Source organism: Falsibacillus pallidus, assembly GCF_003350505.1.
GTDB lineage: Bacteria > Bacillota > Bacilli > Bacillales > DSM-25281 > Falsibacillus > Falsibacillus pallidus.
Genome location: NZ_QQAY01000009.1, coordinates 67,986 through 83,886, shown reverse-complemented (window position 1 = coordinate 83,886; position 15,901 = coordinate 67,986). Strand labels below are relative to the sequence as shown.

General features: G+C 43.5%; 14 protein-coding genes. 6 read left to right on the top strand and 8 right to left on the bottom strand.

Annotation, left to right across the window (positions count from 1 at the left end):
* Window positions 1-7 precede the first annotated feature (7 nt).
* The gene (locus DFR59_RS13690) at window positions 8-805 is read right to left on the bottom strand and encodes an SDR family NAD(P)-dependent oxidoreductase (RefSeq protein WP_114746224.1); all 798 of its coding nucleotides are present in this window, start codon (window positions 803-805) and stop codon (window positions 8-10) included.
* A complete protein-coding gene (locus DFR59_RS13685) occupies window positions 802-1,785 on the bottom strand; it encodes an MBL fold metallo-hydrolase (RefSeq protein ID WP_114746223.1) in 984 nt (327 codons plus the stop codon). Before DFR59_RS13685 ends, DFR59_RS13690 begins: the two co-directional genes overlap by 4 nt.
* 195 nt (window positions 1,786-1,980) lie before the next feature.
* Between DFR59_RS13685 and DFR59_RS13680 the strand changes: the two genes are divergently transcribed.
* Both DFR59_RS13680 and namA read left to right on the top strand, forming a co-directional pair.
* Window positions 1,981-3,120, top strand: a complete 1,140-nt coding sequence (locus tag DFR59_RS13680; protein WP_245948488.1) for a glycosyltransferase family 2 protein — start codon at window positions 1,981-1,983, stop codon at window positions 3,118-3,120.
* Between the two features lie 115 nt (window positions 3,121-3,235).
* Window positions 3,236-4,258 (top strand): NADPH dehydrogenase NamA, encoded by a 1,023-nt coding sequence (namA, locus tag DFR59_RS13675; RefSeq protein ID WP_281269365.1) that lies wholly within the window; start codon window positions 3,236-3,238, stop codon window positions 4,256-4,258.
* A 41-nt stretch (window positions 4,259-4,299) separates the two neighbouring features.
* Here the strand turns inward: namA and DFR59_RS13670 are convergent, their stop codons facing one another.
* The 4 genes from DFR59_RS13670 to DFR59_RS13655 are packed head-to-tail and all read right to left on the bottom strand — an operon-like array spanning window position 4,300 to window position 8,783.
* The gene (locus DFR59_RS13670; RefSeq protein WP_114746220.1) at window positions 4,300-4,839 is read right to left on the bottom strand and encodes a histidine phosphatase family protein; all 540 of its coding nucleotides are present in this window, start codon (window positions 4,837-4,839) and stop codon (window positions 4,300-4,302) included.
* Window positions 4,836-5,783 carry a ribonuclease Z gene (gene rnz / locus DFR59_RS13665; protein WP_114746219.1) on the bottom strand — a complete coding sequence of 316 codons (948 nt, stop codon included), beginning with the start codon at window positions 5,781-5,783 and terminating at the stop codon, window positions 4,836-4,838. The genes DFR59_RS13670 and rnz overlap by 4 nt, the downstream gene beginning before the upstream one ends.
* Before the next feature lie 49 nt (window positions 5,784-5,832).
* Window positions 5,833-8,088: an ABC transporter permease gene (locus DFR59_RS13660; protein ID WP_114746218.1), complete on the bottom strand. Its 2,256-nt coding sequence runs from the start codon at window positions 8,086-8,088 to the stop codon at window positions 5,833-5,835.
* Complete coding sequence (locus DFR59_RS13655; RefSeq protein WP_114746217.1) at window positions 8,085-8,783, bottom strand: ABC transporter ATP-binding protein; 699 nt, start codon at window positions 8,781-8,783, stop codon at window positions 8,085-8,087. The genes DFR59_RS13660 and DFR59_RS13655 overlap by 4 nt, the downstream gene beginning before the upstream one ends.
* A gap of 265 nt (window positions 8,784-9,048) precedes the next feature.
* Between DFR59_RS13655 and zwf the strand changes: the two genes are divergently transcribed.
* The 4 genes from zwf (at window position 9,049) to DFR59_RS13635 (ending at window position 12,931) form a co-directional block, all read left to right on the top strand.
* Window positions 9,049-10,518: a glucose-6-phosphate dehydrogenase gene (zwf, locus tag DFR59_RS13650; RefSeq protein ID WP_245948491.1), complete on the top strand. Its 1,470-nt coding sequence runs from the start codon at window positions 9,049-9,051 to the stop codon at window positions 10,516-10,518.
* 317 nt (window positions 10,519-10,835) lie between these two features.
* Window positions 10,836-11,456, top strand: a complete 621-nt coding sequence (locus tag DFR59_RS13645; protein WP_114746215.1) for a cyclase family protein — start codon at window positions 10,836-10,838, stop codon at window positions 11,454-11,456.
* A gap of 141 nt (window positions 11,457-11,597) precedes the next feature.
* A complete protein-coding gene (locus DFR59_RS13640; RefSeq protein WP_114746214.1) occupies window positions 11,598-12,035 on the top strand; it encodes a YueI family protein in 438 nt (145 codons plus the stop codon).
* A 176-nt stretch (window positions 12,036-12,211) separates the two neighbouring features.
* Complete coding sequence (locus tag DFR59_RS13635; protein ID WP_114746283.1) at window positions 12,212-12,931, top strand: YebC/PmpR family DNA-binding transcriptional regulator; 720 nt, start codon at window positions 12,212-12,214, stop codon at window positions 12,929-12,931.
* Between the two features lie 54 nt (window positions 12,932-12,985).
* Here DFR59_RS13635 and gndA read toward each other — a convergent pair whose 3' ends face one another.
* Window positions 12,986-14,398, bottom strand: coding sequence for an NADP-dependent phosphogluconate dehydrogenase (gene gndA / locus DFR59_RS13630; RefSeq protein WP_114746213.1), 1,413 nt, complete (start codon window positions 14,396-14,398; stop codon window positions 12,986-12,988).
* A 114-nt stretch (window positions 14,399-14,512) separates the two neighbouring features.
* Window positions 14,513-15,772: a DNA polymerase IV gene (locus DFR59_RS13625; RefSeq protein ID WP_114746212.1), complete on the bottom strand. Its 1,260-nt coding sequence runs from the start codon at window positions 15,770-15,772 to the stop codon at window positions 14,513-14,515.
* Window positions 15,773-15,901 lie beyond the last annotated feature (129 nt).

Genomic DNA, 15,901 nt, shown 5'->3' with positions numbered 1-15,901 from the left:
AACACAATCATTTTTTAAAGAATGCATTTTTCCCCAGGCGCTCGATCAAGCGTGGAAAAAGGGTATACAATGTGCTTCCCGCATTCATCCAGCGCGGCAGGTTGACTTCCCTTGTGTTGGTGAACATGATGCTGACTACCTTTTCAGCTACATATTCCGGTGTAAGCATGAATTTTTCTACATTTTTCACATAGGATCCCGATTCGTCCGCAATGTTGAAGAAGTTCGTTGCGATAGGCCCCGGATTAACAGCCGTCACATAAACGCCTGAAAGGGACAGCTCCATGCGCATGCTGTTGGTGAAACCAAGAACGGCATGCTTGGAAGCAGAATACACGCTTGATTTCGGTGTCGCGATCTTCCCGGCCTGCGATGCGACATTAATGATATGCCCGGAATGACGGCTGATCATATCAGGAACAACCTGCTTGGTGCAGGCAATCAATCCAAGGACATTGACGTTGAACATCCCTGCAATGTCTTCGAACTTTGCTTCTGCGACTTCATCGAAAACCCCAAAGCCTGCGTTATTGACCAGCACATCCACTTGGCCCATTTTTTCATAGATGGCGAGGAAAGCTTCAGGAATGCTGTCATGCTCAGAAACATCCAGACTAGCAATAAAGCACTCCACCGGAAATTGAGCTTGAATCTTTTCCTTTACAGCTTCCAATTTATCAAGACTTCTAGCAAGCAGATAAAGATTCGCTCCGTTAGCAGCACATAAGAGCGCCATTTGCTCCCCGATTCCGCCAGAAGCCCCTGTTATGACGACATTTTTCCCTTTAAGTCTTGGATTTTTCACGAAGAAATCCCTCCTGGTTTGATTGCAGAAAAATACTGCACCCCTTCAACTTCAGAGACTGCTGCCTCTCCGATAGAAAGCAGATAGTCCAGCTGTGCAGCCGTTTCAGAAATAGTCAGGCCAAGCTCCCTTTCATAGACTGCTGGAAAAAGTTCTTTGCAGATTTCAAAAACCGTTTTGGATTCCTCTGCAATCATCCCTTTCACCTGCATGGCACGGTCATGCTGCTTTTTCAGCCTTCTTTCCACAAGCGGCCCGACTTTCGCCACTTCTGTACCGTGTCCTGTATAGACCTTGGAAATGGGAAGCTTCAGCATTTTCTTTAAAGACTCATTGTATTGCAGCTGAGGACGCGGCCGTTCATCGCCTGGCGTATATGGCGGTTCTATCAAGGGGTTGGAGGAGATTGTAGCAAGGATATGGTCCCCTGCGATCAATACACCTGTTCCTTCATGATAAAAACTAAGATGGCTCTGGGCGTGTCCCGGTGTTTCATACACCGTCCAGCCAGCCATTCCCGGTATAGCACCGCCTTCTCTCAATACCCCTGTCAACGGCCGATGACAAGAATATTTCAATGGGGATTTCATCACCTTAAGCATTTTCTCCATATCCCCCATGATCCCGAATTTCCGGAACAATTCCCCGTAAAACTCGTCATGCATGGAATTGAAATGTTCATCCCTATTTATCCATTGTTCACAGTAAGGATGTCCGTAAACATCGATATCATCCGGAAGAAAATCCAAAAGGCCCACATGGTCGGGATGATGGTGGGTCAAGACTACCTGCTCAATGTCATCCGGTGTAAGGCCCAATATGGAAAGCTGCAGCTTGAATCCATCCCATGCCTCTTCTGTTTTTGGGCCTGCGTCAATCAGCGTCAACTTCTCCCCTTTGACTATATACATATTGACATCCCCGACAGCAAACGGCGTAGGAACTGTCAATTTTGCAATACCATCTTGCCAAAAACTCATATTGATCACCTGTCATTATTATTTTTATATAAAAAAGTATGTAATTGAAGTACATCAGATATTTATAGTGTACCGATAATTGTTCGCATTGTCATTATATACCTATACCAATGCTCTAAGAACGGATTCATTCATTTCAAAAAAATCTTCCAGTGGATATAATAAAAGGAGGTCGAGAAAAGAAATGGAGAAATCATGATTTATTTAATGAGTTTGATTCTGTTGATTTGGATTGCCTTTTTTATAGATGCCGCTTGGGGGCTTCGGACCATTGAAAGGCTTGAATCGGAAAAGGAGCTTGAAGATGGGCCGCTGATTTCCATCATTGTGGCAGCTAAAAATGAAGAAGAACATATCAGGAAAAGCATTGAAAGCCAGCTCAGCCAAAAGTATAAACTGATAGAGTGGATTTTGGTCAATGACAGGTCGGAGGACCGCACCGGCGACATAATGGATGGACTTTCAGTAAGGCATCCACATATGAAAGTGATTCATATCAAAGAATTGCCGGAAGGATGGCTTGGGAAAAACCATGCCCTTTATAAAGGCTATCTCGAATCAAAAGGAGAATGGCTGCTGTTCACGGATGCTGATGTCCTTTACAAAGAAGAGACCGTGGGAAAAGCCGCTTCCTTCCTCTCAAGGAATAGCATCGATCATATGACGGCAGCGCCCGATCTATATGCAAAGGGATTTTGGCTGAAGTCGTTTGTAGCCTTTTTCTTATTTGGATTTTCCTATTATAAACGTCCATGGAGAGCTAACATCGATTCCTCTAAAATCGGAGTGGGTGTAGGTGCATTTAATTTAATCAGAAAAAAGGCATATGAGACAATTGGAACGCACCAATCCATCAAGGAACGGCCGGACGACGATCTCCAATTAGGGATGATGGTGAAAAAATTTGGTCTGAAACAAAGGATGGTGTCTGCGACAAAGCTCCTGAAAGTGGAATGGTACCCTTCCCTTCAAGCAGCATTTAAAGGGTTGGAGAAAAATACATTTGCCGGGCTGCATTATCAATTTCCCATGGTCTTTTTGGCTGTCGCAGGAGTCTTTTGCTCACAGGTTCTGCCTTTCCTGACGATTTTCAGTCCCGATCCCCTCCTAAGGGTTCTTTCGTTCATAGTCGTTATACTGATTTTTTCCCTCTATTATTTAATCGTTAAAAAATTGACGTCCTTTTCCCCACTGTTGTTTTTCGTATTCCCTGCTACCGCTCTTCTCTTTATCTATTCGATTGTGAGAGCTGTATTGCTGACCATTAAAAGAGGGGGAATTGAATGGAGAGGGACGGTTTATTCATTAAAAGAACTGCGAAAAAGAGAGAGATGAAGGCAACTTTCTTTGAACCCGGAACTCCCCTTGTTATAATGATGGATATATTTAGAGATCCGAAATAGCAATTCAAGGGAACTCTAATGGATAACCTGTTTAGGGAGGTATGAAAGTGTCAAAAATCAAACTGTTTGAACCTTATAAAATGAAGAATGTCGAGTTAAAAAACCGAATCGTTATGGCCCCGATGTGCATGTATTCCTGCCATGATGAAGATGGGAAAGTGAATGACTGGCATTTGACTCACTATACAAGCCGGGCTGTCGGCCAGGTTGGACTGATCATTCTCGAAGCTACATCCGTCACGCCGCAGGGCCGCATTTCCCCTCAAGATCTTGGAATTTGGGATGATGAACATGTTGAAGGCTTAGCGAAGCTTGTAAAATTAATGAAAAGCCATGGATCTGCTGCAGGCATTCAGCTTGGGCATGCAGGAAGAAAAGCCGTCATTGATGGAGAAATCATCGCACCTTCTGCCATCCCATTCAATGATGAGATGAAAACGCCTAAAGAAATGACGAAAGAGGAAATAAACGAAACGATCACAGCGTTCCAAAAGGGAGCAGAAAGAGCGAAAAAAGCTGGATTTGACATCATTGAACTCCATGGAGCACATGGATATTTAATCAATCAATTCCTTTCACCGCTTACAAATAAGCGAAACGACGAATATGGCGGATCTGATGAAAACCGCTACCGCTTCCTTCAAGAAATAATCGATGCCGTGAAAAAAGTCTGGAACGGCCCACTCTTTGTAAGGGTGTCAGCAAGAGATTACCATCCGGATGGACTTGATGCAGAAAATTATGTCCAAATGGCCAAGACCATGAAAGAACAAGGGGTTGACTTGATTGATGTTAGTACAGGAGCAGTTGTACCTGCCCGCATCCCCGTTTTCCCAGGGTACCAAGTCAAACCAGCAGAAATGATTAAACATGGAGCCGATATTCCTACGGGAGCAGTCGGACTTATCACTTCAGCCATCCAAGCAGAAGAAATCCTTCAGAACGACCGATCCGACCTCATTTTCCTTGCAAGGGAATTGCTGCGCGATCCATACTGGCCGCGGACAGCCGCAAAAGAATTAGGTGCAGAAATCAATACGCCGAAGCAATATGAAAGAGGCTGGAATTAAAAAAGAAGTCCTGATCCCCACTGGGGATCAGGACTCTTCTTTTATTCCCAAATCCGCTTAACTTCACCTTTTTCTCCATCATAATGGATATGATAGACGTCTGGATTCGTCAATTCCATCAATTCTTTAAAACCGAAACGCCCGTCGAAATATCTTAGAAGCAATGTGGTCAGGTTTCCATGGCTTACAATAACAATATTGTCTTCAGATGAAGCAGTGATTTGTTCGAGGATTGAAGCTGCACGTTCATAGGCATCGATGGATGATTCCCCACCGGGAAGAACATAGGAAAAATCGTCAAAACTTTGTTCCAGCTTTTCTTTCCAATCAGGCAAATCGTCACCGCTCAGCACCCGTTCGGAAAGACGCTCATCTTCGGTGATGTCGATTCCCCTCTTTAAAGCAAGAGGACGAATGGTCTCGAGCGTTCTTAAATAAGGGCTGGAAAAGATGCAATCGATGTCTTTCCCTTCAAAGAAATCGACAAGCGCTTCTGCCTGTTCCCTTCCTTCCTGTGTCAAAGGAGCTGAAAACGGCTGTCCTTCCGCTTTTGCATGCCGAATGATATAAATGTTTTTCATTTTAAAGACGCACCTCCAGTAGAACGATATGGAACAGGCACTTCCAAAAAATCATTGGCAATTTCTGCATCAGGAAAAATGGTCCTTGCCTCGTCCCGCAATGTGTTCCAATCTGCCTTTCCGTATCGTGAACTGATATGAGTCAAGACAAGTTTGAACGCATCAGCCTTTTTAGCAATTTCAGCCGCTTGAAGGGTGGTGGAATGGAAATAGCGGTGGGCCATTTCACTACTGTCACCCGAGAAAGTTGCTTCATGGACAAGCACATCTGCTTCTGATGCAAGATGGACGGCATTTTCACATGGGCGGGTATCCCCTAAAATGGCCACTATCCTCCCTTTTTGGTCCGGCCCCAAAAAGTCTGGACCATGAATGATCCGGCCATCGTCCAGCTGTACTGACTTTCCGGCTTTCAGCTCTTTGTAATGTGGGCCGGGAAACACACCTTCCGCTTCCAGCTTTTCCGCCATCAAAGTCCCAGGCTTATCACTTTCAATAATTCGAAACCCCCAGCTTGGAAGCGCATGATCGAGAGGAAGTGCTTCCACCTTAAATTGCCCGTCGTCAAAGATCACGCCCTCTTCCATTTCAATGATTTCCAAAGGATATTGAAGATGCGTCTCGCTGATTTTTAATGAGACCTCAATAAACTCTTTGATCCCTTTTGGACCGTAAATCGTCAAAAGGGAAGTTCCTCCTTGAAAGGAGCGGCTTCCAAGAAGGCCGGGAAGACCAAAAATATGATCTCCATGAAGATGGGTAATGAATATTTTCTCAATCTTCCTCGGCTTTAAAGAAGTGGAAAGAATTTGGTGCTGAGTCGCTTCTCCACAATCGAAAAGCCAAACAGCATTCCTCTCTTCCAAAAGCTTTAGAGCCAGGGAAGTAACATTTCTGACTTTGGCTGGTACGCCGGCACCCGTTCCTAAAAACAACAACTCCACGTTTCATTACCTCCTGCAGGACTTTCATGAAGCCATTTTAACACATTCGTCATGCTTCCTGCCTCTTCAATACTTCCTGCAAGGATACCTTCCTCAACTTCCGTCTGGAGAACAGAATGGATGTATAATAGCTTGCAAATATAAGAACAAAGCCCAAAATGAACATAACAGGATTGACAGACACCGGCAGGACATAATTTGTCTGGCTTGCCATGGATTTCATCAGTCCATCGATGCTGAACATAGCAGCCGGCACCCCGATTAAGTAAGCAATCACCACGACCGGTGTGTATATGTTGAGCAAGAGCTTTGATATGGCTGAATCCTCATACCCAATGACTTTTAACAGAGATATGGATCCCATATTTTCGTCCACGATCAAATTGGTGATGAGCGTAATGATGATCAATCCGATCATAAACGCGAGACCGGCCATGATGAAAATAGAATATCTCATCGGCCCCATCAAGGATTCCATGGTATCCATCATATCCTGTTTATTTTCCACCATTAGAATGGATGACTCGGCTCGTGGCTTTTCATTAGTCCATTTCCCGAGATAAGCATTCTTTGGATACTGTGCAAGTCCATTCAATTCCTGGCGGTCGAGATAAGCGGCAGTCCCTGTATACATTTCTGCCACCCCTTGAACCGTCAATGTTTTTTCTTTGCCGTTTGAAAGTAGCTTCACCGTGATGGAATCCCCTTTTTTTACATGAAGGGTATAGGCAAGCACTTTACTAAGAACAATCCCATCGTCAGTAGATGGATTCAAAGAGCGGCCGTTCTCATCACGGAGGGAAATGGACTTCATTCCATCATCCACACCATATAATTGGATTTTCTTCGGGGCTTCACCCGCTGTCTTTGCTTCAGCCTCTGCAATGGAAAAGACATCGCCGTCGACCTGACCGTCATTCCCTTTCAGCTCCTGGTAATAAACCCCATATTGATAATTAATGGATTCTTTATAGGTTTTATTAATCAGGACATCGATTGAATTCATACTGATGAATCCATACATCAGAAGAATGGTCGCAAAGCATATCCCGATGGTCAAATAGAGGATCCGGCCGATGTTTTTAGAAATCATCCTGATGCGGAAACGGTTTTTAAAACTTCTCATCATCAAAATGGGTTTTCTGTTTTTCTTGACCTTTTTCTTTTCTGGGGCAGGCTTCAATAAGTGAATCGGCGATTGGCGAACTTGCTTTCGGATCACCCAATATCCGGAGCCCGTCAATAGCACAAGGGGAGTCGCAATTGCACCGACCCATTGTAAAGGGTTGATTCCCCACCGGGAAAGAACCGGCAGATTGAAGAAAGTCGTATAATAGTCGGTCAAGGGAATGGATAGGACAGCACCTGCAGCAATCCCAAATATAGACCCAGACAAGCTGACAACGACAGGGTAAATCAAATACGCCCTTATCAATTCATCCGGGCGGTACCCCAGCGCAAGCTGCGTTCCGATTTGCTTTCTTTGTATATCCAAGCGCCTTCTGATCAAAATGACAACCATCATCATGGCGATGATTGAAATAAAAATCGGCAAAGTGGTTGTGAATGATTTCGTTCCTTTTATTTCAGAATCGATATAGGAGATGCGTGAGTTTTCCTTCGCATTCACCCATTTAATGATAGGAGAAATAGTTGATATATCTTCTTTAAGATCCTTCAGCGAATGATGTCCTTTGTCCCATTCCCCAATATAATAAGGAGAACCTGCGCCAAGTCCCGAGATTCCTTTTTCCGTAGCCAAAGCCAATCCAAAATTGTTGGAATCATTAACGAGATCGCTTTCGTTTTTAAGGGAATAAATATAATCCGGGAGATAAAATAATCCAGTCACCTTCCACTGTTTGCCTCCGACGGTCAGTTCATCTCCTGATTTAATATGATTCTGTTTGGCAAAGATTGCGGAGAGAGCAAGTTCATCAGGTTTGGAGGGAAGCTTCCCTTTTGAAAGGAAAGGGATATTGACTGATTCCGGTACATTGAAAAAGCGGATACTTTTACTTCCCTTATATAAGGCATCTGCAGAAAGTCTTTTCTCGAGCCGTACCCCATGCTCTTTTTGAAGGGAATCTATTTCCTTTCCACTAATGGGGCTCGAGGTATAAAAATGGAAATCCTCCTGATTGTAATCATTCTTGAATTTAATGTTGCTGTTCTCTACTGCGGATATGGATGCACTTAGCATTATATAGAGAAGGACTGCCAAAAAAATCAGCAAGGACGTTCCGCCATACTGCCATTTCTTCTGCCTCATTTCCCTGATTATCGCTTTATACCGATTACTCATCCCCACTTCACCTGCTCTGCTGGCACTGGGGCTTCATTATGGAAGATGGAATCCAATCCTCCGCTCTTCATCTTTACAACCCAATCTGCCATTTCTGCAAATCCCTGATTATGGGTGATGATTAAAACGGTCGTTCCATATCTTTTATTGATTTCCTGCAGCAATCTCAGGATTTTCTTCCCGGTATCCTCGTCAAGGGCTCCGGTCGGTTCATCGCATAAAAGCACCTTAGGATTCTTCACAAGCGCTCTCGCAATAGCCGTTCTCTGCTGCTCCCCTCCGCTTAATTGATGAGGGAACTTATGCTTTTTATCGAGCATCCCCACTCGATCAAGCACCTCGTCCACTTTAAGTGGATCTCGGCTGATTTCCGATCCCACTTCAACGTTTTCCCCAACCGTTAAAGTAGAGATGAGATTATAGGATTGAAAGATAAATCCAATCAGTTCCCGTCGATATTCAGTCAGTTCCTTTTCTTTATAAGAAGATACTTCACGTTCCATTACTTTGATCATCCCATGATCCGGACGATCGATCCCGCCGATTACATTTAATAAAGTGGATTTACCGGAACCTGACGGACCCAAAATCACAGAGATGCTCTTTTCAGGCAAATCAAATGAAACATTCTTTAAAGCGGCTACCTCAACTTCTCCGCTCTTATATGTTTTGACGACATTCTTCAGTGATAACAAATTATTCCTCCCCTTTCCATTTTCATCATACACAAACCATTGCTTTCTCACAATATATTTATGAAATATTTTTATTAATATATTTCATAAAATAAATTTTCTTTTTAAAGCTGAATTGTTGCGAAATAAAAGGTAAACAGATAAAATTAAATACTTGTACAGAGGTTTTTTTAATCAGGAAATCTAGGGAATACTACATAGATCATTACAAAAAAGTGAGGTAATGAACGTGGAACATACGAATGAAACGCCATCTTCTTTAATTATGATATTCGGGGCTACGGGAGATTTAGCGAAACGAAAGCTTTTCCCTTCCCTTTATCATTTATATCGCAAAGGAAAATTAACTGATCATTTCGCTGTGGTCGGAGTCGCACGACGCCCTCTTTCACACGAAGAATTCAAAGAGCGGGTCAAGGACTCCGTGTTGACATCGATAGGCGAATCAACAGACATCGATGATTTCATTTCTCATTTTTACTATCAAGCCAATGACGTATCAGACTCCGATTCCTATCAGGAACTGCGCAAGCTGGCAGCGGATTTGGATGAGAAATATTCCATCGGCGGAAACCGAATCTTCTACTTGGCCATGGCACCTGAATTTTTCGGCACCATTGCTGAACATTTGAAATCTGATGGTCTGACAGATACAGAAGGATTTAAACGCCTGGTGATTGAAAAGCCATTTGGCCATGACCTTCCATCAGCACAAGAATTGAATGACCGAATCCGTACAGCCTTTTCAGAAAGTGAAATTTATCGGATCGACCACTATTTAGGGAAAGAAATGGTGCAGAACATCGAAGTCATCCGCTTCTCCAATGCACTGTTTGAACCTCTGTGGAACAATAGATATATTTCCAACATCCAAGTCACTTCAAGTGAAACGCTGGGAGTCGAAGAACGCGGCGGGTACTATGAAAAAAGCGGTGCGCTGAGAGATATGGTGCAAAACCACATGCTTCAAATGGTTGCCCTTCTGGCCATGGAGCCTCCGATCCGTTTAACGACCGAAGAAATCAGAAGTGAAAAAGTAAAAGCCCTGCGTGCTCTCCGCCCGATAGAAGGCGAAGAAATCAAAGACTATTTTGTCAGGGGACAATATGGATCAGGACAAGTTGATGGCAAAGAACTGCCAGGCTACCGTGAGGAACATAACGTTGATGAACAGTCCAATACTGAAACATATGTAGCTGGAAAATTGATGATCGATAACTTCAGGTGGGCAGGCGTGCCATTTTATATCCGCACCGGAAAGCGGATGACAGCGAAATCAACCAAAATCGTTGTACAATTCAAGGACATTCCGATGAATTTGTACTACAGAAAAGATGAACCGCTGGCGCCTAACCTTTTAGTCATCCATATACAGCCTGAAGAAGGGATCACCCTTCACTTAAATGCCAAAAAATCAGGTCAGAATACAGAGGCTAAAACGGTCAAGCTGAATTTCTCCAATAAAAGCGTCGATGGCATGAATACACCTGAAGCATATGAAAAACTTCTTTTCGACTGCATCCGCGGCGATGCCACAAACTTCACTCACTGGGATGAAGTTGCCCTTTCATGGAGCTTTGTAGATAAAATTTCGGAAATTTGGGAAAGCACGAAAGAAACCGAGTTCCCGAACTACGAATCCGGTACAATGGGACCAAGGGAAGCAGATGAAATGTTGGCAAAAGACGGTTTCTTCTGGTGGCCTGTGGCAAATCTCGAAGTAGACAATTGCTGATTTTTAGAAAAGCGCAAGCGCCTTGGTCAGCCCCGACCAGCATAAGACGGAACGCGAAGGAAATCCTGATTTCCGTAGAGGTGCGGCTTATGACTCGAGGGGCTAGGCGCTGGAGCTGGACAAATAGAAAAGCGGAAGCGCCCTGCTAAGCCCCGACCTGCATAAGACGGAACTCGAAGGAAATCCTGATTTCCGTAGAGGTGCGGCTTATGACTCGAGGGGCTGGGCGCTGGAGCTGGACAAAAAAACTACATTTTTTTGACGTCATGCAGTTCACATCTGCATGACGTCGTTTTATAAAAAAGGAGGAAAATACAATGAAAATTTATGATGTAACCGCTCCAATCTTTAAGGGAATGCCTGTCTATAAAAACAAGCCCGAGAAACAGCCTGATATCAAAACGGATACCAATGGCCATGTAACAGAGTCAAGAATCAGCCTTGACGTTCATACCGGGACGCATGTAGATGCTCCCCTTCACATGATCAATGATGGCGAAACGATCGAAACCATTGATATAGAACAATTAGTACGCCCATGTAAAGTAATGGATTTGACGAAGCTTGATGGAAAGATCACAAAGAATGATATTGAATCTTATGACATTCAAAAAGGTGATTTCCTCCTATTCAAAACAAAAAATTCATTTGATCAAGAATTTAACTTTGAATTCATTTACTTAGCTGAAGATGCCGCACAGCATTTGGCACATCTCGGGGTTGCGGGTGTCGGAATCGATGCACTTGGAATTGAACGTGCACAGGAAGGACATCCAACACACAAGGTGCTTATGAATAACCACGTCATCATCATTGAAGGACTGCAGCTTCAAGATGTGGAAGAAGGCACTTATTTCATGATTGCAGCACCATTGAAAATCCAAGGAACTGATGCTTCTCCCGCAAGGATTCTTCTGCTCGATCAAATCATTGCCTGATTTTCTACAGAAAGCCAGCCTCTTTTAGAAGTAAGGCTGGCTTTCTTTTTCGCTTCATTCCCATTCCTGTGGTTACTACATATAATGGACCATTGACGAGGGTTCACGGACCATATTCAGCAAATAGGAGGCCAAAGGAAAATGGAAAGGACTTCAGTGGATGATTATATCCAGAAAGGTATCTACGGAGAGAAACAGACCAAACCGGATGAGCGCAGAAAGTTTTTGGGGACTCTTCGTGAAAGGATCGTGGTCGCGATCACGAAGAGCCAAGTAAGAGATAAGAACATTTTAGACGAGCTGGATGAAATCATAAGCAGCCATAAAAAAGCAAAAATGCTGTTAAATGGTGAAATGGACTATTCTTATCTATCCCCTTTTATCAAACTTGCAAATAAGCATCGGCTATCCTTCTCTATAGTGGAGAATAAGCAGTCTTCTACAGATATAGGGCTCATCCTCGCATATGATCATGCGATCGACAAAGAAGAAATTTATCTCAAACAAGAAGAAACGGAACAACCGGCTGCAACAGAGAAAAAACAATCCCTCTTTCAGAAATTATTCAGAAAGAAGTAATAATCAATATGGATCTTCGGCTCTTTTTAGGGCCTTTTTTTATGTGAATATGAAAAATTAGCAAGTCCCTCTGAATTTGCGTTATAATATTATCTAGTGGATGACTGCAAGTTTTGCAGCCAAATTCCAAACATCTATTATTCATAGATTCAAAGCTGAAAGAGAGTGAATTTTTTATGGGTCGTAAATGGAATAATATCAAAGAAAAAAAAGCAGCCAAAGATGCCAATACTAGTCGGATTTATGCCAAATTCGGCCGGGAAATTTATGTGGCAGCGAAACAGGGAGAACCGGATCCTGAGTCCAATCAGGCATTAAAAATGGTTTTAGAAAGAGCTAAAACATATAATGTCCCAAGAGCAATCATTGACCGTGCGATAGAAAAAGCAAAAGGCGGAGCAGAAGAAAACTATGACGAGCTTCGCTATGAAGGCTTCGGTCCAAACGGCTCCATGGTCATCGTCGATGCGTTGACAAACAACGTCAACCGTACTGCATCAGAAGTCCGTGCTGCCTTCGGTAAGAATGGCGGAAACATGGGAGTCAGCGGATCTGTTGCCTATATGTTTGATGCTACTGCCGTATTCGGAATCGAAGGAAAGTCCGAAGAAGAAGTGATGGAGCTATTAATGGAAGCAGATGTGGATGCACGGGATATCATCGAAGAAGATGAAACGGTCATTGTTTATGCAGAGCCTGACCAATACCATGCCGTCCAGGAAGCATTTAAGGCAGCAGGCATCACAGAATTCTCTGTAGCTGAATTAACGATGCTCGCACAAAATGATGTCGTTCTTCCTGAAGATACCAAAGCTCAATTCGAAAAAATGATCGACGCTATTGAAGATCTTGAAGATGTGCAGCAAGTCTACCACAATGTAGATCTTGGTGAGTAATTCCACCACAATGAAAAAGAAGACCTCTCTGCAGGTCTTCTTTTTCATTGGCCATTATTTTTTCATCCATTCCGTATGGAAAACCCCTTCTTTATCCACGCGTTCGTATGTGTGGGCACCGAAGTAGTCACGCTGGGCCTGAATGAGGTTTGCCGGCAGGGTCTCTGTCCGGTAGCTGTCATAGTAGGAAAGGGCACTGGAGAAACCTGGAACAGGAATGCCATTCATAACAGCTGCAGAAATCACTTCGCGGAGCGAGGATTGATAATTTTCAACAATCCTTTTGAAATATGGATCCAGCATCAGGTTATCGAGATTCGGCTCCCGATCATATGCTTCCTTGATTTTTTGAAGGAATTGCGCACGAATAATGCAGCCGCCCCTGAAAATCATCGCGATATCGCCATAGCGAAGATCCCATCCAAACTCCTCAGAAGCCGATTTCATTTGGGCAAATCCTTGAGCATATGAACAGATCTTGCTCATGTAAAGTGCCTTTCTTACTGCTTCAATCAGATTTGAACGATTTCCTTCAAACGTTTTGGCTTCAGGTCCCTTAAGAAGTTTACTTGCTTTTGTCCTCTCTTCTTTCATTGCAGAAATAAAGCGGGCGAAAACAGATTCAGTAATGATTGGAAGAGGTACACCAAGGTCGAGTGCACTTTGGCTTGTCCACTTGCCGGTTCCCTTTTGCCCTGCTTTATCGAGGATCACATCGACCATCGGCTTTCCTGTTTCATCATCTTTTTTAGTGAAAATATCAGCCGTGATTTCAATAAGATAGCTGTCGAGCTCCCCTTTATTCCATTCTGCAAAGACTTCATGGAGTTCATCTGCAGATAATCCCAGGACATTCTTTAAAAGGAAATAAGATTCAGCAATCAGCTGCATATCGCCATATTCGATGCCATTGTGGACCATTTTGACATAATGACCTGCACCATCAGGGCCGATATAGGTTGTACAGGCTTCCCCTTCTACTTTGGCCGCGATGCTTTTTAGAATTGGCTCAACGAGGTCATAAGCTTCCTTCTGCCCTCCAGGCATGATGGATGGACCGGTCAATGCCCCTTCTTCCCCTCCGGAAACACCGGTACCGATGAAATGAATCCCGCGCTCGCTAAGTTCTTTATTGCGGCGTTGTGTATCTTCGAAAAACGTATTGCCCCCATCGATCAGGATGTCGCCTTCTTCAAGGAATGGCAGGAGCTGTTCAATTGTAGCATCTGTAGCCGGACCAGCTTTCACCATCAATAATATCTTCCTCGGCATCTCCAATGATTGCACAAACTCTTCTATGGAATAGGCTGGATGAATATTTTTCCCTTTTGATTCATTCAGCATTTCTTCTGTTTTTTCACTTGAACGATTATAGACAGAAACTGAATAGCCTCTGCTTTCGATGTTCCAGGCAAGGTTTTTCCCCATTACAGCAAGCCCGATCACACCAATTTGTTGTTTTGCCATGCTATTACGTCCCTTCTATCCGTTGATTTTCGATTGACTATTACTATAACAGTATTCCCATACCGGAACAATTAAAAGGCACCCTGCAAAAGTTTCTCCAGGATGCCCTTCAATTCATTCCTTTTTTCGTTCATAAAGAAAATCCTTGTTAAAGCTTGTATCTGTGTGGGGATCTTTTTTCAAGGCATCCACTTTAACGCCTTTCGTCACTGCATTTTTTCCAAACTTGCTCTTAAGGTTTTCCAGGGCTTGATACAGCGGTTCCTTCTTTGCCTCTTTTTCATAGGAGAAAAGATCAAGCTGCAAAAGCGCATCTTCCTCTTCCACCAAATCCTGTGCCGTCACACCCAAGAGCCGAACACCATTGCCGTTCCAATGTTCGATGAACAGTGAACTGGCCGCTTCGAAAATATCTTCATGCTTGATAATGGGATTTTTCAGTTTTCGGCTTCTTGTAATTGTTTTGCGGTCTTTGTATCGGATCATTACAGAAATATTGACTGTAAGTGCATTTTTCTTTCTCATACGTTCAGAAACTTTTTGAGACAGTTCCTTTAATACAGCAAGAAGCTCCTGCTGATTGGAAATATCCCTCGGAAGGGTAGTCGAATTGCCAATGCTTTTAAAATCGTAGACGGATTCCGGATCGACTTCCCTTGAATCAATGCCGTTTGCCCGTTCCCTCAGCCGTATCCCATTAATTCCGAGAACCTTTTTTAACTGAGTCTCATTTCCTGATGCCAAATCCTTAATGGTCAAAATATCGATTCCTTTTAGTTTCTCTGCTGTCTTAGCCCCGATACCATGCATTTCCTGCACAGGCAGCGGCCAAAGGATATTGGGGATGTCTCTTTTCCTCAGGACCGTGATGCCCATCGGCTTTTTCATGTCTGAAGCCATTTTAGCTAGAAATTTATTAGGGGCGATCCCAATGCTGCATGGGAGATCAAGCTGTTCTTTGATGCTTCTTTGGATGCTGGCAGCGATTTGCAATGGTGATCCAAGCTCATAGCTGTCAGTTATATCAACATACCCTTCATCGATTGATACGGGCTCTACCAATTCTGAATAGGTTCTAAGAATATCAAAAATTCCTCTGGATGCTGCCCGATAACGGTCAAAGTTGGGACGCATGACGATCATATCCGGACATTTTTTTCTTGCCTCCCAAAGAGGCATGGTGGTTTTAACCCCGAACTTGCGGGCTTCATAGCTGCATGTCACAATGATGCCCCGTCTTTCTTCGGGATTACCTGCAATCGCAAGCGGCTTACCTTTGAGTGCAGGATTATAGGCCATTTCCACAGAAGCGTAAAAACTATTCATATCTACATGAAGAATGACTCGTCCATTCTTCGGATAAAAGCTCTTCACAGAACTTCACTTCCCAAAACGTATTGTTCCTTCTATTATATCAATTTTCGAACGCCCTCCCTAACCATATAGCCTAACTCCGTAATATGGAATTAAAAAAACCGGATATTAGAATATCCGGCTGGGAGA

Excerpts from the sequence above, each read along its gene's own strand:
- DFR59_RS13685 (WP_114746223.1), bottom strand. The coding sequence starts at position 1,785 with ATGAGTTTTTGGCAAGATGGTATTGCAAAATTGACAGTTCCTACGCCG.
- DFR59_RS13680 (WP_245948488.1), top strand. The coding sequence starts at position 1,981 with ATGATTTATTTAATGAGTTTGATTCTGTTGATTTGGATTGCCTTTTTT.
- DFR59_RS13670 (WP_114746220.1), bottom strand. The coding sequence starts at position 4,839 with ATGAAAAACATTTATATCATTCGGCATGCAAAAGCGGAAGGACAGCCG.
- DFR59_RS13660 (WP_114746218.1), bottom strand. The coding sequence starts at position 8,088 with ATGAGTAATCGGTATAAAGCGATAATCAGGGAAATGAGGCAGAAGAAA.
- zwf (WP_245948491.1), top strand. The coding sequence starts at position 9,049 with ATGATATTCGGGGCTACGGGAGATTTAGCGAAACGAAAGCTTTTCCCT.
- DFR59_RS13645 (WP_114746215.1), top strand. The coding sequence starts at position 10,836 with ATGAAAATTTATGATGTAACCGCTCCAATCTTTAAGGGAATGCCTGTC.
- DFR59_RS13640 (WP_114746214.1), top strand. The coding sequence starts at position 11,598 with ATGGAAAGGACTTCAGTGGATGATTATATCCAGAAAGGTATCTACGGA.
- DFR59_RS13635 (WP_114746283.1), top strand. The coding sequence starts at position 12,212 with ATGGGTCGTAAATGGAATAATATCAAAGAAAAAAAAGCAGCCAAAGAT.
- gndA (WP_114746213.1), bottom strand. The coding sequence starts at position 14,398 with ATGGCAAAACAACAAATTGGTGTGATCGGGCTTGCTGTAATGGGGAAA.